At 58.4% G+C, this 21,873-nt stretch carries 15 protein-coding genes; 8 read left to right on the top strand and 7 right to left on the bottom strand.

From position 1 onward, the window contains the following. Nucleotides 1-59: 59 nt before the first annotated feature. From BK667_RS12355 to BK667_RS12365, 3 genes are all read right to left on the bottom strand, one after another. Nucleotides 60-2,972 carry a hypothetical protein gene (locus BK667_RS12355; protein WP_123597753.1) on the bottom strand — a complete coding sequence of 971 codons (2,913 nt, stop codon included), beginning with the start codon at nucleotides 2,970-2,972 and terminating at the stop codon, nucleotides 60-62. 208 nt (nucleotides 2,973-3,180) lie between these two features. After that, the gene (locus BK667_RS12360; protein WP_123597754.1) at nucleotides 3,181-4,680 is read right to left on the bottom strand and encodes a PhoPQ-activated pathogenicity-related family protein; all 1,500 of its coding nucleotides are present in this window, start codon (nucleotides 4,678-4,680) and stop codon (nucleotides 3,181-3,183) included. Nucleotides 4,681-4,779: 99 nt separating this feature from the next. Further along, nucleotides 4,780-5,151: a response regulator gene (locus tag BK667_RS12365; protein ID WP_123597755.1), complete on the bottom strand. Its 372-nt coding sequence runs from the start codon at nucleotides 5,149-5,151 to the stop codon at nucleotides 4,780-4,782. A 265-nt stretch (nucleotides 5,152-5,416) separates the two neighbouring features. Between BK667_RS12365 and BK667_RS12370 the strand changes: the two genes are divergently transcribed. From BK667_RS12370 to BK667_RS12390, 5 genes are all read left to right on the top strand, one after another. Continuing rightward, on the top strand, nucleotides 5,417-8,908 hold the full coding sequence (locus BK667_RS12370) for a response regulator (RefSeq protein WP_123597756.1): 3,492 nt from the start codon (nucleotides 5,417-5,419) through the stop codon (nucleotides 8,906-8,908). Then, the gene (locus BK667_RS12375; RefSeq protein ID WP_123508454.1) at nucleotides 8,909-9,724 is read left to right on the top strand and encodes a CheR family methyltransferase; all 816 of its coding nucleotides are present in this window, start codon (nucleotides 8,909-8,911) and stop codon (nucleotides 9,722-9,724) included. After that, entirely contained in the window at nucleotides 9,721-10,314 is a 594-nt protein-coding gene (locus tag BK667_RS12380; protein WP_123597757.1) for a chemotaxis protein CheB, read from the top strand. Before BK667_RS12375 ends, BK667_RS12380 begins: the two co-directional genes overlap by 4 nt. Continuing rightward, on the top strand, nucleotides 10,308-11,489 hold the full coding sequence (locus BK667_RS12385) for a hybrid sensor histidine kinase/response regulator (protein WP_123508452.1): 1,182 nt from the start codon (nucleotides 10,308-10,310) through the stop codon (nucleotides 11,487-11,489). Before BK667_RS12380 ends, BK667_RS12385 begins: the two co-directional genes overlap by 7 nt. A gap of 77 nt (nucleotides 11,490-11,566) precedes the next feature. After that, nucleotides 11,567-11,944: a response regulator gene (locus tag BK667_RS12390; protein ID WP_059405185.1), complete on the top strand. Its 378-nt coding sequence runs from the start codon at nucleotides 11,567-11,569 to the stop codon at nucleotides 11,942-11,944. Between the two features lie 173 nt (nucleotides 11,945-12,117). Here the strand turns inward: BK667_RS12390 and BK667_RS12395 are convergent, their stop codons facing one another. The 4 genes from BK667_RS12395 to BK667_RS12410 form a co-directional block, all read right to left on the bottom strand. After that, entirely contained in the window at nucleotides 12,118-13,788 is a 1,671-nt protein-coding gene (locus BK667_RS12395) for an ATP-binding protein (protein ID WP_123597758.1), read from the bottom strand. Further along, nucleotides 13,785-15,287, bottom strand: coding sequence for an ATPase domain-containing protein (locus tag BK667_RS12400; protein ID WP_123597759.1), 1,503 nt, complete (start codon nucleotides 15,285-15,287; stop codon nucleotides 13,785-13,787). Before BK667_RS12400 ends, BK667_RS12395 begins: the two co-directional genes overlap by 4 nt. Nucleotides 15,288-16,136: 849 nt before the next feature. After that, entirely contained in the window at nucleotides 16,137-17,192 is a 1,056-nt protein-coding gene (locus tag BK667_RS12405) for a tetratricopeptide repeat protein (protein WP_123597760.1), read from the bottom strand. Between the two features lie 76 nt (nucleotides 17,193-17,268). Further along, nucleotides 17,269-18,168 carry a bestrophin family protein gene (locus BK667_RS12410; protein ID WP_123597761.1) on the bottom strand — a complete coding sequence of 300 codons (900 nt, stop codon included), beginning with the start codon at nucleotides 18,166-18,168 and terminating at the stop codon, nucleotides 17,269-17,271. 208 nt (nucleotides 18,169-18,376) lie between these two features. On the opposite strand from BK667_RS12410, the gene BK667_RS12415 reads away from it, so the two are divergent. From BK667_RS12415 to BK667_RS12425, 3 genes are read left to right on the top strand one after another with little or no spacing between them, the layout of a single operon-like run. Then, nucleotides 18,377-20,524, top strand: a complete 2,148-nt coding sequence (locus BK667_RS12415; RefSeq protein ID WP_123597762.1) for an FUSC family protein — start codon at nucleotides 18,377-18,379, stop codon at nucleotides 20,522-20,524. Further along, nucleotides 20,514-20,714, top strand: a complete 201-nt coding sequence (locus BK667_RS12420) for a DUF1656 domain-containing protein (RefSeq protein WP_123508446.1) — start codon at nucleotides 20,514-20,516, stop codon at nucleotides 20,712-20,714. The genes BK667_RS12415 and BK667_RS12420 overlap by 11 nt, the downstream gene beginning before the upstream one ends. A 4-nt stretch (nucleotides 20,715-20,718) precedes the next feature. Next, the gene (locus BK667_RS12425; RefSeq protein ID WP_123597763.1) at nucleotides 20,719-21,684 is read left to right on the top strand and encodes an HlyD family secretion protein; all 966 of its coding nucleotides are present in this window, start codon (nucleotides 20,719-20,721) and stop codon (nucleotides 21,682-21,684) included. The last annotated feature ends 189 nt before the right edge of the window (nucleotides 21,685-21,873 follow it).

The following is a 21,873-nucleotide window of genomic DNA, read 5'->3' on the forward strand; positions in this document are numbered from 1 at the left end:
ATTTATTTAAGAGAAGAAAACAGGGGGCACTTGTTGTACCGATCCGTGCGGTGTGACGATCAGGGCAAGATATTGAAATCAGACAGATTGAGCTTCGGTCCTCTCGGCGCCATCGTGGCCAGGTCCAGCAAGTACCAATCAGTACCTTTTTTGATGATCAGCAAGTTGAACAGGGTGGTCGCGTTATCATAAGTCAGCCATTTGGCTTGCTTTACCTGCGGGTTATTCAGGGTGTGACTGATGTCCTTGGATTGCCCGACGATATTCAACTCCCGCAGATGGGCTGCGGCACGGGCTGTCTCGCTGCGAGCGGATCTGGACAGCAGTAACGTCCCTTTTTTGGTCAGCGCGGTACCTGCCGTCACCAGTTCGGGGAAACCGTCCAAGGGATTGATGAGCGACGCGACAAAGCCGGCCCCCACTTTGCCCAGGCTGAACACCTTTGACGCACGTGAACCGGCACGCATGGCGACGGATAGTATTTTGGGCGCCGTACCCAAGACCGCGCCCATTACCGACAACCCATCCAGCACACAACCGACCGCACCTGCGACTTCGCGCTCGGGGTCACCTGACGTTAGATCTTCAATACAACCCTTGAAAGGAATGATCAAGTTCAACACTTGATGGAAGTTGTCGACGTTTTGGTTTCGTTGCCTCTCCAATAAAGTGATGCCCTTTGCCGCCTCGTATAAATCATCGTGATTAATCGGTGGGCAGACTTCGAATATCTTTTTAACCAATTCGGCAATGCTTGGTGAGTAGAACGTTTCAAGGGAGCTTATAGACGTGTTGCCAGACTTGATCATCGCGCGTTGCCATAGTAAATCCACCACCACACTCGACGTTGTGCCTGTTATGGGCCGGGTGGCGGAAAAATAGGCGTTATAGTCAAGCGGAAAATGTTCTTCCTCGGCAATGCTGAAAATATCGATTCTAGAGAGGTAGTCATCATCTCGACCTTGAAGTGTAAACGGTATATCCAGAAGCCTTTGGAAGGCTGGTTGCAGGTAACACTCACCACGCAAAGTAAATAATTCGTAGTAGTGAAGCTTGTCTTGATAATGGGAACGAATAATGACGCCGTATTTTGCTCTGGCTTTTTTGCGTTCGTTCTCTGTTTCGAATGGTCGGTTGTTGTCGATTTTCTTGCGTACGCCATACACGTTGACGTCGCCGTACTCCAGCGGCAGCCGGTCTTTTAATGGCAGGCGTGAAAGGGTCAGCCTGGCGTTAGTGGAAAGTGCATCACTCAGCGCAGAAAAATAGGCTTCAAACGTTTCATTAAACGTGCCGAGCAGGTTGTTGTTAAGTTTTCGAAAGTACTGTTGCGGTTCTTTTAGCCAGGCAATGGATTGGTCATGACGAAAATCGTAGGACAGCCCATCACCCTGAGCGTTGAGTAAGTCGCCTGACATATACAGTTCTAAAAGGGAATGTTCGTAAGGTACATGCCGATTGGCATTCGGGACGACCGAGTAGGTATGAGTGCGCAGTACTTTTCGCTCAAGTACACCTTGGTCGGCAGGTAACGCTTTTTCCAACTCTTTACGCGCTAATGACTCACGCGTCGGCAGTGGCGTGCTCAACCCTTCGGCGCATTTCCTCAGGCTTTCAATGTAGTCATCATGCCGCCGGGAGGCCCGAATGAAATCCTCCTTGGTGTAATCGCCTTGCGGGTTGTAGCGGATTTCCCCGTTTAATGCCGCCCAGTTCAACAGCGGCCTGATGATCATTGTGGTGTAAAGCTCATCTTGCTCGGCGTTCACCAATTGGCTTTGCGCGTACCGCATGACTTCGTCATACGTCATGACGCAGCAGGCCCCGGGAATCATGGTTTCAATGTGCGCGGCGGCATGGGACAAGCTGATCCAGCCCGTGGTGCCCAGTAACAGCGAATCCGGTACGCCCCTGACAACGAACTCTGGCGCAATCGCGGCCAATAACAAGTGAGCAACGATCGGTGCCGACAGCGGTTGCGCTATACCGCAGGTAATCAGTTGCCGCTCAAGCGCAATCATCACTTGTTGACGATTCATCTCGGTGTTTTGTGGCGCGTATAGCGCGTATCCGAACAGGTTCTGATCGCTATCATCACGGCCGATCGACGGATCGATCTCTAACAGCAGACCGGCCACCAGTAGCGAGTAAAGATCAGCGTCCGAGGGCGTCTCACTGGCTGCTGCACCGTACCAGCCAACGTGCCTGAGCCAAGCGGCGGCCTGACGTTGTGCGTTCACTGTGGTGAAAAGACGGCCTAGCTCGGCGCGTGGGTTGAAGCGGATGATGTCAACCGCCCGAGAGGGGTCGAGCAAACGCGACAGGGTACTTGCACCAGAGGCTAAGTGCGCTCGTTGTTCATCGGTCAACGTCAGGGGTGAAGGTGAGGATTTATTCACCAATTCGCGATAGTTGCCCAGGTTGAAGGTCTTGGCCCTGGGGAATTTAATCGGAATGAGCGGGCCGGCAATGCGCTTCAGGTGTGCGGCAAAGGCAACGCCATAAAAGTTGTGCCACTGCTCGACACTGATGTCAGTCGCAGAGTAGATAAAACGTCCGCAGCGCAGGGTGGCCAGGGTCAATAAATCGAGGTGTGCGCTCAAGCGGCCGTGGTTATCGATCAGGTGGGTCAGGTTTTGTCGGCGATCGTCGGTTTTTGCATAAAGATTCCTGAATTCATCGCAGTAAAACAGTGCGTCCTGGGGGACACACAGCAACCGGCAGACGGTTTTGAACTCCGAGGTATTCATCATATCCAGCAGCAGGCCGCGTTCTTTCTTGTGAACAATATCCAGTGATGACCCCGTGGTGCAGGGGACTTGGAGTTCGCACAATAAAAGCTCAGCGGGTAGTGGGTTATTGAGTGCGCGTAGTTTGTCGGCGATGGATTCTTTTTCTTTTTTATTGAATGTTTCTATTGTAGGTCGGAGCGCTTCAATGTCGTTCTTTGAAATGTTTGTTACGTTATTCATGTTACATCCTTGCAAGGGTGATGTTTTGACAGGTGAATATGAATGCTCGCCTTCCCATAATGTAATTTGAGAGTTGGCTAGATAGCCAGTTTGTTATTTAAACGGGTTATGTCATTGAGGCTTAATGATTTTTTCAGTTTGGGGAACAGGGTGGAGCAACGACGAAGTGATATCGCTTCGTCGTTGCGGGGAGGGGCAATAGCCTGGTTTATTGCGCTGGGGTCTCGGGTAACGTCCTGCACAGCGCCTCATCGGCAGGCGGTGCCTGGGTCGGGTACGCGTTCGGGAGCACCGTGACAGTCGTCGTCGCGAAGAAACCGTCCGCAAACTCGAACTCGAAGAACTCGGCGCTCCAGCCTGCCTTGGGCGCCTGTAAGGTCACGTCCAACGTGGTCGATGCCGGCCATTGCGCGGCGGTGTAGCGCACGCCGCAGTTGTACCGAAAGTCCCGCGCCTGCGGGTTGACGGCGGTCCATTTGGTGATCTTGACCGGTGTTTCGGACAATGTCAGGTGTAACCGGCTCGAGATTGCGTTCAGCCGCTGCTCTTGCGTGTTCACCGTTGGCAGAGCCTTGCCCGCCTGCCGCCGTTTGACGTAAGGAATCAGGTTGGCTTCCACAAACGCCCGCACATCGTGGGCGGCGTTGGGTATCACACGCAGGTTTTTTTCCCCTGGCAAGTCCGGGAAGTACAGGCGCGAAGCATCCGGAATGAAAAAATCATCGCCGCTGGCATTGATGATGTATTTGGGAATGCTCAACCGGGCGGCATAGGCGGGGGGATAGGTCATCGGGTCTTCGACCTGCATTAGTTTGGTGAACACCGGGGTCTTGCGCTGGGCGATCACGCCTTGCAGGTAATAGTCGATGTACGCCAGGGGCCAGTTATCGCCATAGGCCCGAAACGTTTGGTCGAACACTTTCTCGGTGTTCAGCACATCAATCACAAACGGCGCGATGCTATCGATCCGAGCGTCCGCCAGGGCTGCCAGCCACACCGCCCAACCACGCTTTGACGCGCCAGTGGCCAGAAAGCTCTTGACCCGGCCGGATGGCGCTTCTTTCTGTGCCAGGTCCATGGCTTTGACCAACGCCTCCATCATCGGCACATGCACTGACATGAAGGGTTGCTGTTCCGGCGCCTGCATGAACAGTTTCCAGCTGTGGGCCACGCTGCCATCTTCAGTGCGCTGCAGGCCGTCATCGCTGTAGGTCAGATACTGGTTCGGCACATTGCTGACCGCCACCACGATCGAACCGGTCTGCCGGGCGATATTGAGCAGTGTCTGTTGGGTGAAATTGTTGGGTGCGCTGGGGGGCTTGCCGGGCTCCGGGTTGTTGACGCCATCGTTGGCGACCAATACGGCCCGCGTACCCTGAACGTTGTCTGGGATGTACAGGTCGACGTCGTGCAACCATTCTGCCGGTGCGACCTGGCTGTCCGGGCTCCAGGACTGGGACGTCAGCTCGAATCGGCGGATGTTGACGCCGGGCAGTTGCTCCTGGCCCTTGTTGGTGTAGCGCAACGGTTGCGACGCCTGGGCTTTGCGATAACAACTCAGGACTTCGCTGAACGCCTGTCCGCTTTGTTCAAAGCAGTGCTGTGGATCATCGGCGGAGGGGGATTGGCAGCCATAGCCGGCGCTGAGCAGCAACGCTAATGCGCCGGTTTTCATATAACGTGCGTAGAGATCGGTTTGACTCGGCATGGACTCGGTTCCTTATGAGCGGGATGACCGGTCTAATCAAACTCCATGCGAGCGGGGTTCATCTACTGTCAGAGTTGACAGGTGCTATACGCAACGTGCTCAGGCCAACATGCCCTTGACCTTATCGCGCAGTTGATCAATCGAGAATGGTTTGCCAATCACCTGCATGCCCGCCGGCACCTCAATACTTTCGGCATAACCGCTGGCAAACAGGATCGGCAGCTCCGGACGCAGCATCCGCGCTTGCGTGGCCAGTTCACGACCATCCATCACCGGCAGGCCGACGTCGGTCATCATCAGGTCGATGTGCTGGTCTTCGTCATTGAGAAACTCCAGTGCCTGTTCGCTGCCATCGGCTTCCAGCACCTTGAATTCAAGTTCCTCCAGCACATCGACGATCAGCATGCGGACGATGGCATCGTCTTCGACGACGAGAATGATGGACGGATCGGCGGACGAATCGGCGGACATAGTAGGAGCTCTCGAGGGGTGGATTTGCGGGTCGGCGGTCGATCGAAATCGCCGGTCTCTTGCTTGAGTAAATGCCGGACATCGACAAGTTCCCGACACGAGACAAAAAACAACAGCTATACAAGAACCAACAAGGATAACGCGCGGCATTGATCAAGCGCAGTTAATTGCAGGAATTTGTACCCAAAGCTGTCAGAAAATTAGAACCGTATGATCGTTTTGGGGCAAACTCCTTGGTTTTCAACAGTTCGACAAGGCCTTCCCCATGACCCCAGCGTCTTCGGTTGATGAGCAACGATTCCGCAAACTCCTGAGCCGTAACGTCAGCTTGCCGTTGGGCGTGGGCGTGATCAGCGCGGTTTTCTTTGTGGCGTTGATCACGTACCTGCTGTCCGTCATCCAATGGGTCGAGCACACCGACCGGGTGATCAATAACGCCAATGAGGCGGTGAAGCTGACGGTCGATCTGGAAACCGGCATGCGCGGCTTTCTGCTCAGCGGCGACGAGCACTTCCTGGACCCGTACGAAACGGCCCGGCCGAGAATCGCCGTCGCCCTCAATACCTTGCTCGAACTGACCGCCGATAACCCGGTCCAGACCGACCGTTTGCGTCGCCTGCAAGCCTTGCAAACCGAGTGGGCCACTTACGCGCAATCGATGATCGATCTGCAACGCAGCAGCGGCGACTATCGCGGCGCGGTGAAGGCCGGGCGCGGTAAGCGCCTGACCGATGAAATCCGCAAGCAATTCGAAGACGTGATCGACATGGAGCAGCAGTTGCGCACCACGCGTAACGACGAAGTACGCCGCACCACGATCTGGAGCATCACCCTGTACCTGTTGTTCGTGGCGGGGATCAGCGCCTTGCTGGCCTATGTCGGCCGGCGCGACTTGATCACCTTGTCCGAGAACTACAGCGCCACTCTGGCCGCACAAAACACCGCCGCTGAGCGCCTGGAGAAGCAAGCGTGGCTGCGCAGCGGTCAAACCGAACTGGCTGAGCAGGTGCTGGGGCAACTGACCCTGAACCTGTTAGGGCGCAATATCCTGCAATTCTGCGCACAGTACCTGGGCACCGCCGTGGCGGCCATTTACGTGCGGGAAGAGCATGGCGGCCTCAAACGCGTGGCCTCTTATGGTTTGTCCCGGGAGCAGGAAGCGCAGGAACAGTCGATCTACGACGGCGAAGGGATTCTTGGCCAGGCAGTCAAACAAGGCCGGCTGATTCGCCTGGATGACGTGCCTGAAAATTATTTCAGAGTCAGCTCCGGCTTGGGCGAAGGCTTGCCGCACAGTGTGCTGGTGGTGCCGACCAGTGACGACGACCGGGTCAACGGCGTGATCGAACTCGGCTTCCTGCGCCCGCTGGACGAGCGTGACGTCGAATTGCTCGAATTGATTGCCGGCAACATCGGCACCTCGATCGAAGCCGCGCGCTACCGTCAACGCTTGCAGGAAGTGCTGGCCGAAACCCAGCAGCTCAACGAAGAACTCCAGGTTCAGCAGGAAGAACTCAAGACTGCCAACGAAGAGCTGGAAGAGCAGTCGCGGATTCTCAAGGAGTCCCAGGCGCATCTGGAAACCCAGCAAGTGGAGCTGGAGCAGACCAACGAGCAACTGGCCGACCAGGCACAGATCCTTGCCGATCAGCGCGACGCCATGGACCTGAAGAACACCGAACTCAATCAGGCGCAGATTCAGCTCGAAGAGCGTGCCGAAGAATTGCAGCGCTCCAGCAAGTACAAATCCGAATTCCTCGCCAACATGTCCCACGAACTGCGCACGCCGCTGAACAGTTCGTTGATCCTCGCCAAGTTGCTGGCGGAAAACCCGCAGGACAACCTCAGCGCCGAACAGGTCAAGTTTGCCGAGTCGATCTATTCCGCCGGCAATGACTTGCTCAACCTGATCAACGACATTCTCGATATTTCCAAAGTCGAGGCCGGCAAACTGGAAATGCTCCCGGAAAACACCAGCGTGTCCCGTCTGGTGGAAGGCCTGCGTGGGATGTTCGAGCCGATGGCTTCGGACAAAAAGCTGGATTTCCACATCGAGTTGCAGCCCGGCGCACCGATGATGATTTTCACCGACCGCCAGCGTTTGGAACAGGTGATCAAGAACCTGCTGTCCAACGCCGTGAAGTTCACCGAGAAAGGCACGGTCAGCCTTACGGTGGCGAGTCAGCCGGGGGAAGGCATCGCCTTCATCGTTCGCGACTCCGGGATCGGCATCGCCGCGGAACAGCAGGAAAGCATCTTCGAAGCCTTCCGTCAGGCCGACGGCACCACCAATCGCCGGTACGGTGGCACCGGGTTGGGCCTGTCTATTTCCCGAGACCTGGCGACGTTGCTTGGCGGTTCAATCAGCGTCACCAGCGAACCGGGGCAGGGCAGTGCGTTCACCCTGGTGTTGCCGCAGCAGTACGTCGAGCCGGGTGAAGTGCCCATCGAGCCAATGCGCGCAACGCCGGTGGCTTATGTGCCAAAAGCGCCGGTCGCCGCACTGGTGCCGTTGATTGCCGAAGTCGACATCCCGCGTTTCGACGATGACCGCGCCAAGGCGCCGTTCGCCACCCGTTGCATCCTGGTGGTGGAAGATGAGGCGAATTTTGCGCACATCCTCTACGACCTCGCCCATGAACTGGGTTACCAATGCCTGGTGGCCCACGGCGCTGACGAAGGTTACGACCTGGCCAAGGAATACATCCCCGACGCCATCCTGCTGGACATGCGCCTGCCGGATCACTCCGGGCTGACGGTGTTGCAGCGCCTGAAAGAACACGCCGAAACCCGCCACATCCCGGTGCACGTGATTTCGGTCGAAGACCGGGTCGAAGCCGCGATGCACATGGGCGCCATCGGTTACGCGGTCAAACCGACTACCCGCGAAGAGCTCAAGGACGTGTTCGCCCGCCTCGAAGCCAAGCTGACCCAGAAGGTCAAGCGTGTACTGCTGGTGGAAGACGATGACTTGCAGCGCGACAGCATTGCCCGCCTGATCGGCGACGAAGACATCGAGATCACCGCCGTCGGCTTCGCCCAGGAAGCGCTGGACCGGCTGCGCGAGACGGTGTTCGACTGCATGATCATCGACCTGAAGCTGCCGGACATGCTCGGCAACGACCTGCTCAAACGCATGGCCACGGAAGACATCTGCTCATTCCCGCCAGTGATCGTCTACACCGGGCGCAACCTGACCCGGGACGAAGAGGCCGACCTGCGCAAGTATTCGCGCTCGATCATCATCAAGGGCGCCCGCTCGCCAGAGCGGTTGCTGGATGAAGTCACACTCTTTCTGCACAAAGTCGAATCCCAGTTGTCCCATGAGCGGCAGAAGATGCTCAAGACCGCGCGCAGTCGCGACAAGGTCTTCGAGGGTCGCAAGGTGCTGCTGGTGGACGACGATGTGCGCAACATCTTCGCCCTGACCAGTGCGCTGGAGCAGAAAGGGGCAGTCGTGGTGATCGGCCGGAACGGTCGTGAGGCGATTGAAAAATTGAATGAAGTCGAGGACATCGACCTGGTGCTGATGGACGTGATGATGCCGGAGATGGACGGTTTCGAGGCCACGGCCTTGATCCGCCAGGACCCGCGCTGGCGCAAGCTGCCGATCATCGCCGTGACGGCCAAGGCCATGAAGGACGATCAGGAGCGCTGCCTCGCGGCGGGCTCCAACGATTACCTGGCCAAGCCGATCGACCTGGATCGCCTGTTCTCACTGATTCGCGTGTGGTTACCGAAGATGGAACGTATCTAAGTGGAGCGAAATACCGAAATCGAATTGCGGCTGCTGATCGAGGCGATCTACCTCAAGTACAGCTATGACTTTCGTGATTATTCCGGTGCATCGATCAAGCGTCGGGTCGCTCACGCGTTGAGTCAGTTCGAGTGCGCGACCATCTCGGCGTTGCAGGAAAAAGTCCTGCACGACCCGACCGCGTTCATGCAGTTGCTGCAATTGCTGACGATCCCGGTCAGCGAGATGTTCCGTGATCCTTCGCACTTCCTGGCGATCCGTCAGGAAGTGGTGCCGCTGCTCAAGACCTATCCATCGATCAAGATCTGGATTGCCGGTTGCAGCACGGGCGAGGAGGTCTATTCGATGGCGATCCTGTTGCGCGAAGAGGGTTTGCTCGAACGCACCATCATCTACGCCACCGACATCAACCCGCGCTCGCTGGAGAAAGCCAAGCAGGGGATTTTCTCTATGGAGAACGTCCGCGCCTACACTTCCAACTACCAGCAGGCCGGTGGTCAGCGCTCGTTTGCCGATTACTACACGGCGGCGTACGGTTACGCGATTTTCGACAAGACCCTTTGCGAGAACGTGACCTTCGCCGACCATAGCCTGGCGACCGACAGTGTCTTTTCAGAAACTCAATTGGTTTCGTGTCGCAATGTGTTGATTTACTTCAATAAAAAACTTCAGGATCGTGCCTTTGGTTTGTTTCACGAGTCCCTGTGCCATCGTGGTTTTCTGGTGTTGGGCAGCAAGGAAACCCCGGACTTCTCGGCATTCGGAAAACAGTTCGAGCCATTGGTCAAACAAGAACGGATCTACCGCAAATCATGAACAGTGAAGCCGGTTTGCCGACCGTAGAGGCTATCGTGATCGGCGCGTCGGCCGGTGGCGTCGAGGCGTTGCTGAACATCCTCAGTCCGCTGCGCGAAGGCTTTGCGCTGCCGATCATCGTGGTGTTGCATTTACCTGACGAGCGTCGCAGCCACCTGGCCGAAGTGTTTGCCCGGCGGGTTTCATTGCCGGTGCTGGAGGCCGTGGACAAGACGCTGGTCGAAGCCGGGACCCTGTATTTCGCAGCGCCGGGTTATCACCTTTCGGTGGAACAGGACCGCAGTTTTTCGTTGAGCCTGGAAGACCGCGTGCACTATTCGCGGCCCGCCATCGATTTCCTGTTCGAATCTGCCGCCGACGCCTACGGGCCGGCGCTGGTCGCCGTGCTGTTGACCGGCGCCAACCGCGATGGCGCCAACGGTCTGGCCCAGGTCAAGTACCGTGGCGGCCTGACCGTGGTGCAGGACCCGGACGAAGCCCAGGTCGCGACCATGCCCCAGGCGGCGCTGGACTTGCATCAACCTGATCACATTCTCCCTATACGCGGCATCGGCCGTCTGCTTGTCGAGCTGGAACGAATAGCATGCTGAGTAACATCCAAGCCAAACTGCTGATCGTCGACGATCTGCCGGAAAACCTGTTGGCGCTCGAAGCGCTGATCAAGCGCGAAGACCGCGCGGTGTACAAGGCGCTGTCGGCGGACGAAGCCTTGTCGTTGTTGTTGCAACACGAATTTGCCATGGCCATTCTCGACGTGCAGATGCCCGGCATGAACGGCTTCGAACTGGCCGAGCTGATGCGCGGCACGGAAAAGACCAAGAACATCCCGATCGTTTTCGTCAGTGCCGCCGGCCGGGAGCTGAACTACGCGTTCAAAGGCTACGAAAGCGGCGCCGTGGACTTCCTGCACAAGCCGCTGGATATCCACGCGGTCAAGAGCAAGGTCAATGTGTTCGTCGAGTTGTATCGCCAGAGCAAGGCGATGAAGCAACAGGTCGAAGCCCTGGAGCAAAGCCGTCTCGAACAGGAAGCCTTGCTGAAAAAACTGCAGGCCACCCAGAACGAATTGGAGCAGGCCGTGCGTATGCGCGATGACTTCATGTCCATCGTCGCCCACGAAGTGCGCACGCCGCTCAATGGCCTGATCCTCGAAACCCAGCTGCGCAAGATGCACCTGGCCCGGGACAACGCGGCGGCGTTCACCCTGGACAAGATGCACGCCATGGTCGAGCGCGATGAACGCCAGATCAAAAGCCTGATTCGCCTGATCGAAGACATGCTGGACGTGTCGCGCATTCGCACCGGCAAACTGTCGATTCGGCCAAGTCGCTTTGACCTGGTGAAACTGGTGGCCAACCTGCTGCAAAACTTTGCGCCGCAATTCGATGCCGCCGAGTCCACGGTGACGTTTACCGCTGACGAGCCCGTGGAAGGCCCGTGGGATGAGTTCCGTATCGAACAGGTGATCTCCAACCTGCTGACCAACGCGTTGCGTTATGGCGGCAAGGGCCCGATCGATGTGCGGGTGTACAGTCACGAGGGCCAGGCCAGGGTCGAGGTCCAGGACCGTGGCATTGGCATCAGTGAAGAAAACCAGAAACGTATTTTTCAACAGTTCGAACGGGTTTCAGCCAAGACCGTGGTCGCGGGACTTGGGCTAGGGCTATTTATTTCCGAGCAAATCGTTGCCGCCCATGGCGGATCCATCGTCGTCGAGAGCAGAATCAACGAAGGCGCCTTATTTCGCGTTTGTCTGCCGTTGTAGGAAAGCAGCCAGACAAACGCAACCTCTGAGCGACCCCACGGTCGTATCAGCAGCTATTGACCGAACAAAGGCTTCCCATGAGTGAAGATGCGCAAGATGTAGTACTCATTGTCGAGGACGATCCCTCGATTTTGATGGTGTTGTCTGCCTATCTGTCGGGCGAGGGCTATCGGGTGTTGCAGGCCGAAAACGGCGAGCAGGCCTTCGAGATCCTTGCCAGTAAACCGCACCTGGACATGATGATTACCGACTTCCGCCTGCCGGGCGGGATTTCCGGCGTGCAAATTGCCGAACCCGCCGTGAAGCTGCGACCGGAACTCAAGGTGATTTTTATCAGCGGTTATCCGCAGGAAATCCGCGAGACGGACAGCCCGATCACCCGCAAGGCGCCGATTCTGGGCAAGCCGTTTGACCTGGATGTGTTGCAGGAATTGATGCAGGAGATGCTCTCCTGAGTTCGCAAACCTGCTGTCGGTGCATGGCTTGACGGTGAGGGTGATGATGAAATCGCTTTCGCGGGCAAGCCTCGCTCCTACGGGATCGCGCCCATACCTGTAGGAGCGAGGCTTGCCCGCGAAGGCGTCCTCGAAGACACCATCATAGGCAAGCCATCTCGGGCTCGAGCGTTCTAGATCCGGATCATTTCCCTGACCTTCGCCGTTAACAAATCGAAGGTAAACGGCTTGGTGATCATCTGCATGCCCGGGTCGAGGAAACCACCGCGCACCGCCGCGTGCTCGGCGTACCCGGTAATGAACAAGACCTTGAGATCGGGCCGGTACTGCCGGCCGATTTCCGCCAACTGCCGGCCGTTCATCCCTGGCAGGCCCACGTCGCTGATCAGCAGATCGATGCGCTGGGCGGAATCCAGGATCGGCACCGCACTGTCGGCATCTCCCGCCTCGACAAACGCATAGCCCAACTCGCTCAACACCGCACTGACCAGCACCCGAACCGCTGGATCGTCCTCGACGATCAGCACGGTTTCACCGTCCTGGGCGTAAGGCGCTTGCTGGATATCCGCGAGGGGATCCAGCACCAGATTGCCGCTGTAACGCGGCAGGTACACGTTAACAGTGGTGCCGTTGTCGACTTCGCTCTGAATGGTGACATGGCCCCGGGACTGTTTGCTGAAACCGTAAATCATCGACAACCCGAGCCCGGTCCCCTGGCCGATAGGCTTGGTGGTGAAGAACGGATCAAACGCCCGGTTGATGGTGCTTTGCGGCATGCCACAACCAGTATCGGTCACGCTGAGCACCACATAATCCCCCGGCTCAAGGTTGCCGTGGGCTTCGGTGAAACCGGTGTCCAAATGCTGGTTGAAGGTTTTCACCACCAGTTTGCCGCCGTCAGGCATCGCGTCGCGGGCATTGAGCACCAGGTTGAGCAGGGCGCTTTCCAGTTGATTGGGATCTGCCTCGGCCACCCACAGCTGTTCACTCAACTGCATGTCCAACTGAATGCTTTCGTTGATGCTGCGTTCCAGCAGTTCGCCCATCGACGTCACCAGGGTGTTCATCACCACAGGCTTGGAGTCCAGCGACTGGCGTCGGGAAAACGCCAGCAACCGGTGAGTCAGGCCCGCGGCGCGGTTGGCTGAAGTGACCCCCAGATCGATCAGGCTGTCGAGGTCCTCGGTGCGCCCACGGGCCAGACGGCGGCGTAGTAACTCCAGGCTGCCGATGATCCCGGTCAACATGTTGTTGAAGTCGTGGGCGATGCCGCCGGTCAACTGGCCGACCGCTTCCATTTTCTGTGACTGGCGCAGCGCTTCTTCGTTATGGCGCAGCTGGGCGGTGCGCTCTTCGACCTGTTGCTCAAGGGTTTCCAGGGTGTTTTGCAGGCGCAGTTCGCTTTGACTCAGATCTACCAGCCGATCCCGAGCTTCGTACTGTCGTCGTCGCCCACGTAACGCGGTGGTCACCAGACTGATCAGCGTCACCGGATGGAAAGGACGCTCCAGAAAGGTCACGTTGCCCAGTTGCGGGCCGAGCCGAGACGCCGGATTTTGTTCCGGGCCGCCGTGGTAAGTCATCAGCACAATCGGCAAATCCGACCACGCCGGTTGCTGTTCGATCAGGCCGAGCAGGGGCTCAATGTCACCGCCGAGCAAAGCTTCGGAGGAGATCAGCAGCAAACCGGCGCCATGCTCCAGTTCGCTGCACAAGCCTGGCAAGTCACGGCTGATGACGCCGTCATAACCCGCCTCGTTGAGCATCATCAGCGCAATCTGGCTGTCGCGCCCCAGCGGCGCGAGGATGATCGCGCGCTCGGAGGTCGCTGCCAGGGAAGTCATTGGCCGTCGTCCTTAAGCAGCGGGTTGCTGGCGCCCAGGTAGGTCGGTACGCCGCGCAGCACACCTTGGAATGCATCCAGTGGTTCGCCGATGGTCATGCCCTGGCCGCTGATGCGGTACTCGCGGATGGTCGATTCATGGCTGCCGGTGCGTTTTTTGATGATCGAGATCGCCCGGCGCACTTTGCCCAAGGCTTCAAAATAACGCAGCAGAATGACCGTATCGGCCAAGTAAGTGATATCCACCGGCGCTTGCATGTCCCCGACCAACCCGTGCTGGGCGACGGTCATGAACGTCGCGGCGCCTCGGCGATTGAGGTACAGCAGCAACTCATGCATGTGCAGCACCAGGGCGTTTTCCTCGGGCATCGCGGCCTGATAGCCGTTGATGCTGTCGATGACCACGGTTTTGATGTCGCGCTCATCGACGCAGCGGCGAACCCGGTGGGAAAACTCACCGGGGGACAACTCGGCCGCATCCACCTGTTCGATCAGCAGGTTGCCGGTGTCTTGCAACGCCTTAAGGTCGATGCCCATGTTTTTCATGCGCTCGAACAGCAAGCCCAGCTCTTCGTCGAAGATAAACAGTGCCGCTTTTTCACCGCGGGCCACGGCCGCTGCGGCGAAGATCATCGAGATCAGCGACTTGCCGGTACCGGCCGGGCCGAGGATCAGCGTGCTGGAGCCCGTCTCGATGCCGCCGCCGAGCAGGGCGTCCATTTCCTTGATGCCGCTGGTCAATTGCTGGCGCACGTAGCCGCCACGGTGTTCGGCCGCCACCAGGCGCGGGAACACATGGATACCGTCGCCCATGATGGTGAAGTCATGGAAACCGCCGCGGTATTTCTGGCCGCGGTACTTCACTACGCGAATACGCCGGCGTTCGGCGCCGTAGTTGGGGGTCAATTCTTCAAGGCGAATCACCCCGTGCGCCACGCTGTGGACGGTCTTGTCGAGGGATTCGGTGGTCAAATCGTCGAGTAACACGACCGTGGCGTCGTAACGCACGAAGTAGTGCTTGATCGCCAGAATCTGCCGGCGATAGCGCAGGGAGCTTTGGGCCAACAGGCGGATTTCGGACAGACTGTCGAGGACCACACGGGTCGGTTTGACCCGTTCGACCACTTCAAAAATCTGCTTGGTCGCTTCGCCCAGTTCCAGGTCCGAGGAGTACAGCAAACTTTGCTGGTGCTGGGCGTTGAGCAGGCTTTCGGGAGGCGTCAGCTCAAAGATATGGATGTTCTCATCCAGCGCCCAACCGTGGGACAACGCGCCTTGGCGCAGCTCCCGTTCGGTTTCTGACAAGGTGATGTACAACGAGCGCTCGCCGGCTCGGGCGCCGGCGAGGAGAAAATGCAACGCAACGGTGGTTTTACCGGTTCCGGGTTCACCCTCCAGCAAAAACACATGGCCGCGGGACAATCCACCGGCCAGGATGTCATCCAGACCTTCGATGCCGGTGGCGGCTTTTGCACTGAACAACTCGTTAGATGTAGACAAAAAATGCCCTCTCATGACTAGGGGAAGCGAGGCAGCAGGCCTGAAGTGCCTGAATTGACTGCCTGTTTCTCTTGACCCTTGGCCGAGACGACGGTTCAACCTTTTTTGCCGTGTGCGATGACGCCTGTTTACTGTAGGAGCAAGGCTTGCCCGCGATAGCAATCTCACGGACGCCATCGCGGGCAAGCCTTGCTCCTACAGGCCTGCTCGACGCTGTTTTTTTTGTAGGAGCAAAGCTTGCTCGCGATAGCAATCTCACGGACGCCATCGCGGGCAAGCCGTGCTCCTACAGGTCTGCTCGACGCTGTTTTTTTGTAGGAGCAAAGCTTGCTCGCGAAAGCGATCTTACGGACGCCATCGCGGGCAAGCCTTGCTCCTACAGGCCCGCTCGACGCTGTTTTTTTTGTAGGAGCAAAGCTTGCTCGCGAAAGCGATCTTACGGACACCATCGCGGGCAAGCCGTGCTCCTACAGGCCTGCTCGACGCTGTTTTTTTTGTAGGAGCAAAGCTTGCTCGCGAAAGCGATCTTACGGACGCCATCGCGGGCAAGCCTTGCTCCTACAGGCCTGCTCGACGCTGTTTTTTTGTAGGAGCAAAGCTTGCTCGCGAAAGCGATCTCACGGACGCCATCGCGGGCAAGCCTTGCTCCTACAGGCCTGCTCGACGCTGTTTTTTTGTAGGAGCAAAGCTTGCTCGCGAAAGCGATCTTACGGACGCCATCGCGGGCAAGCCTTGCTCCTACAGGCCTGCTCGACGCTGTTTTTTTGTAGGAGCAAAGCTTGCTCGCGAAAGCGATCTCACGGACGCCATCGCGGGCAAGCCTTGCTCCTACAGGGACGGTGGCGAGCGTTACAGGCCTTGCTGCAACGCCGGGTCATCCGGGTTCATCTGCTCCAGTTGCGCCAGCAGAATCTGCACGTTCTGCAACTGTCCGCTTTCTGTCCAGTAATTGATCAGCAATACCCGCGCCTTGCGGTCGGCGGGGTGACGCTGGACGATTTCCTGTAATTGTTTTTGCGCCGCTTCCAGCTCTTCCTCGCTGTGCAGCGTGGTGGCCAGGTCGTAGCGGTATTCCTTGTTGTCCGGCTCAAGCTCAACCGCTTTCGAGAGGCCGAGCACGGCGAATTCACTCTGCCCGTGGTGCAACAGCCAGAGCCCGAGGGCATGTTGCAGGTAGGCGGAGTCCGGTTGGGCCTGCAACTGCTTGGCCAGCAACTGCCGCGCGGCGTCGCTCTGGCCTTGTTTGTCCAGCACTTCGATTTGCATCACCAGCGCCGGCAAATTCCCGGGCTCAAGCTGCAAGGTGCGTTCCAGGGCGTGTAGCGCCTCTTTCAATTCCGCGTTGTGCAGGTGCAGTCGCGCCAATTGGTAGTGAGTGTTGGCGCTTTCAGGTTCGCCCTTGAGGACCAGTTCCCAGGCATCGATGGCCTGCTGCAAGGGCCCGAAATACAAACCCAGATCATCCGGCGACAGCCCCAGTAGCGCGTTGATGGCGGCAAAACGCACGGTCTGTTCGCTGTCATCGAGCAAGGGGCCGAGCAGCAAACTGCGCTGACCACTGGGGACCAGGCCGACAACGCTCTTGATCGCGGCCACCCGGACATCCATCGAGGCGTTTTGCAAATCCGCGCCGGCCAGTTTCAAGGCTTGCGGGCTGGGGTAATTCGGCAGTTCGGCGAGCAACCAGATGCGACGTTTGGCCGATAAGTCAGGACGGCCCAATTGCTGGTAGAGAACCCGCGCCGCCCCCGGTTGACCGGCGCGCGCCTGGGCCAGCGCCTCGCTGTAGCCATGTTTGATCGCCTCCGGCACCATGGGCGTGGTACCGCGCAGGAAAAACCAGGCAAGGGCAACGGCAAACAGGACGCAGAGGCTGATAAGCAGGTAGCGGCGGGACTGGGGCATGCACGGATCCGGGAGCTGGCGAGCTTTTGCAAAGACGCCAGCTTCGGTCAGGCGCGGCGTTGAGTCAAACCCTGGCTCAGTTCAAAACGTATTCGATCGGCTCCAGGGCTGGCGGCAAATCGGTTTGCCCCAACGCGGCCAGGACTTCGCGCTCAAGCGTGCGCAATATCGCGTTACACGGTATATCGTTTTCATCGAAGCCGAACGGGTCTTCGAGGTCATCGCCAATCTCATCGAGACCGAAAAAAGTGTAACTGACGATGGCGGTGAACACCGGCGTCAGCCAACCCAGGGGTTCGGCCATGGCAAACGGCAACAAGATGCAAAACAGGTAAATGGTGCGGTGCAGCAATAACGTGTAAGGGAAGGGCAGTGGCGTGCTTTTGATCCGCTCGCAACTGGCCTGGACCTGACTCAGGCTGACCAGCCGCGACTCGAGTTGGGTATAGCGCCATTCGCTGATTCGTCCGAGCTCGGCGAGTTCCGAGCAGCGGGCGCCGATGCGTTGCAACAAGGCGTCGGGAATGTTCGGGTGCTGATGGTCGATGGGGGTTGAGGTCCACGGCGCGACGGCTTGGCGTTCACTTTCAAAGCGCAGGCGCGCGATCAGGCCATGGGCGAAGCCGCAGAGTTCGCGCAACAACAGCTCGCGTTCGTCTGCATCCATCAAGCCCTGGGTCTGGCGGATCAGCGAGCGCACCTCGATGATCAACTGGCCCAATTGCTTGCGACCTTCCCACCAGCGGTCGTAGCAGGCGTTGTTGCGAAAGCTCATAAAGATCGAAAGCGACAACCCGAGCAGGGTAAAGGGCGTGGCGTTGACCTTGGAGAAGTAGGCCGGGTGCCAGGTTTCTACCAGCACGATCACCGAGGCGAGCAGGGTCACTAACAGGCTGCGCAAGGCAATCCGCTTGGCAATCGAGCCTTTGAGGGAAAACAGGATGCCGATCAGGTTCGGCTTGGGACGTACGATCATGGGGGCGGGGCTTTTATCGAGTGACGCTTTCGCAGCGATTGAAGCCTAGGGGCAGGGTGGGTTTCTGTCCAATCGCTATGGCTGACGGGGTTATCGAGCGCATCTATCGGAAACCTCTGACTCATCAGCGAATTTACCTACGGCTCCTGTCGACTTTTTAACCTGTCGAGGTCCTGAGCCAGTGACTACGCTTGCTTGAGATGACCCGATGAGTTCGCCCATGCAACCGTTTCTTCAATACTTCAGGATGTTGCTCAACCCCGGCCAAGGGGTGCTGCTGTTTGCCTTGCGAACCATCGCCGCCGGGTTGTTGACCTTATACCTGGCGTTCCTGTTCGACCTCGACCAACCGAAGTGGTCGATCATGGCCGTGGTCATCGTCAGCCAGCCGCTGGGTGGCATGGCGTTGGCGCGCAGTTTCGGCCAGGTCATCGGCACCACCGCGGGCGCGGCCGTCGCGGTGTTGATCATGGCGATTTTCCCCCAGGCGCCGTTGCCTTTCATTATTACCCTGGCCTTGTGGCTGGCGCTGTGTACCGCTGGCGGCACCTTGTTGCGCTACACCAGTTCTCAGGCCTTTGTGCTCAGCGGATATACAGCGGTGGTGGTGGCGCTGCTGTCGGTACCGGATCAGGACGGCACGTTCCTGCTGGCCGTGACCCGGGTGACCGAAACCTTGCTGGCGGTTGCCTGTGTGTGCGTGGTCAGCCTCCTGACCGCTCGGCCGGAGACGGTGGCTCGCAACTATTTCGCCAAGGTCGATCACGTGATCAAGTTGCTCGCGACCCACGCGGCGGCGGTTATTCGCACCGAAGAAAGCGAAGCGGATTTTCATCGCCGGCAAATGCAACTGCTGGGCGAGATCAGCGCACTGGAAGGGTTGCGTCGGCATTTGTACTTCGACGCGCCACGGCTGCGCAGTGCCGATGGCCTGGTGCAATTGCTGGGCAATCAACTGGTGCTGCTGACTTCGCGGCTGACCGCTTTGCGCCACCAGCGAGAGTTGCTGGCCGAGCGCTGGCAGGGCGCATTGCCGGAAGAAATCCAGCTGCTGCGCGCCGAAGAGTTGACCTTTCTCGACGAATTGGCGACTCAGGGGCGTTCGTTATCGCCCGAGGCTCGCCAGCGTTTCGTGGCGCTGCAACAGCGATTCGATAACCAAGCCTATAAAGCCGAACAACTCACCGAAACCATGACGGCCACCCTGCGCTCACTGGCCTGGGCGTTGCGTTGGGAGCAGGCGCGGCTGTTGCAACAACTGGAACAGATTCTGGAGTTGAGTGACGCGATCCAGGACGGGCGCGAGGCGAGTTGCGTGTTTCGCGGGCAGGAGAATCCACTGCATCTGGACTTCACCCTGGCCGCGATGAACGCCACGCGTGCCTTTACCGCCCTGGTGGTGGCCGGACTGATTTGGATCGAAACCGGTTGGGACGGCGCTCGCGGCGGGATGGTGCTGGTGGGTATTCTCTGTTCGCTGATGGCCACGTTTCCGCGACCGCTGCTGGCGGCCCAGAGTTATGCGCGGGGCCTGGTGTTGGCGCTCATCGTTTCAGCGCTGTATCTGTTCCTGCTGTTGCCGATGATCAGCAATTTCGAAATGCTCGCCCTGCTATTGGCGCCGTTGTTGTACGCCGTCGCGGTCGGGCTGACCACGCCACCCACCACCGGCACGGCCATTGGTCTTGGGCTGTCCACGTTCCTGCTGTTCGGTCCGCAAAACATCGGGATTGGCCAGAACACCGCGATCCAGTGGTTCGAGTTTGCCGCCGCCTATACCTGCGCCACGGTGCTGGCGTTGAGTGTCTATGCGCTGATCTTTCCGTTTCGGCCGGTGTTGCGGATGCGCCGCTTGTTCAATGAGAACTGCGAGCAGGTCTACACCCTGATGAAGACGGCGGCCACCGATGAGCAGCAATTCGCCTTTGAAAGCCGCATGGTCGATCGCCTGACCATGATGCTCGGCTTGCTGCCGGCGATCAGTGACCGGCGCACCAGCGAGTTGTTCGAAGTCAGCCTCGGTTGCATGGCGCTCGGCGTGGCGTTGAATCAGCTCCGGCAACAGGGGCAGGGCAACACCTTGCTGAGCAGCGAACAGCAAAACCGTTTACTGGGTGCAGTGCGTGAAACCGGCAGGTTGATTGCCGGGCGGCCAGGGATTGACCTTGAGCGACTGCTCGGGGATCTGCATGGCCTGGGCGATGAAATGGATGACCTGCATCTGGATGTTCATGAGCACTTGTGGTCGGTGTTCCGGATGCGCGTATCGCTGCTGATCGTGGTGGCGTTCCTGCAGCGTTATCGCAACTACTTTCAACCCGCAGAACCCGAAGGAGTACCGGCCCTTGCCCATTGATCTGGAAGTAGGCGGGGTCTATCTGCCGCCGATTGCCCAGGCCCTGTTACTGGCCTTGCCGATTTTCCTGGTGCTGGACTGGCTCCTGCGGCGTTTCGGGGTATTGCGTTTCGTCTGGCATGAAGCGCTGTTCGAAGGGGCGTTGTATGCCTGCGTTTGCGCCACGCTGATTCTGGTCATGGGAGCCTGATGCCTTGAAGAAAATCCTTGCCCGACTCGCGACCGTCGCGGTGGTGTTGCTGGCCTTCATCCTTGGCTGGTTCGCCTGGGAACATTACACCCGCGCGCCCTGGACCCGGGATGCCAGGGTGCGTGCGGATGTGGTGACATTGTCGGCCGACGTTGCGGGACGCATTGTCACCCTGGGCGTGCAGGACAACCAGCATGTGGAGAAAGGCCAGTTACTGCTGGAGATCGATCCGGCGCGCTACAGCCTGGCGGTAGAACGGGCCAAGCGTTCCGTGGAAGTGTCGAAAGCAACCCTCGGTCAATCCCAGGCTTCGATTGTCTCCAGCGAAGCCTTGCTCAAGCAGCGTCAGAGCGAGGAGCAGCGGCGGCGCAAGTTAAAACTGGGGTTCGCGATTTCCGGTGAAGAGTGGGAAAAATCCAGCACCGAAGTCGCGGTGGCCCAGGCCGAATTGTTGCGCAACCAGGCCAACCTTGGACTGGCTCAGGCCAATGTACAACTATCGATTGCCGCTCTGACCCAGGCCGAGCTCGACTTGCAGCGCACCCGGGTTGAAGCGCCGGTCAGCGGCTACGTCACCAACCTGCTGACCCGTCAGGGCGACTACGCCACGGCCGGTGGTGCGTTGTTGGCGCTGGTGGACAGCGATTCGTTTTATGTCAGCGGCTACTTTGAGGAAACCAAACTGCCGCGAATTGAGGAGGGCGACCGGGTTCGGATCGAGTTGATGAGCGGCGAAACATTTGGCGGCACGGTGCAGAGCATTGCCTTTGCCATCGCCGACCGGGAAAACGCTCCCGGCGGCCGGCTGCTGGCCAACATCAACCCCAGTTACACCTGGGTCAAACTGGCGCAGCGGGTGCCGGTTCGGATAGAAATCGATGCTGATTACGCCGCTAAAAACCGGCTGCGAGCCGGCACGACAGCCACCGTCACCGTGATGGAAAACCACAAACCCGAAGAACATCGCTAAACCTCTGTAGGAGCAAAGCTTGCTCGCGAAAGCGGTGTGTCAGGCAAAACAGATATCGACTGACACTCCGCTATCGCGAGCAAGCTTTGCTCCTACAGGGGAATGTGATGTCTTTTGAGCAGGCAAAAAAAAGCCCCGCGACCGAATGAGACGCGGGGCCAAAAAATTTGGTTGGTTGCGGCCAACCAA

This window comes from Pseudomonas frederiksbergensis (assembly GCF_003732705.1).
GTDB classification, from domain to species: Bacteria; Pseudomonadota; Gammaproteobacteria; order Pseudomonadales; family Pseudomonadaceae; genus Aquipseudomonas; species Aquipseudomonas frederiksbergensis_F.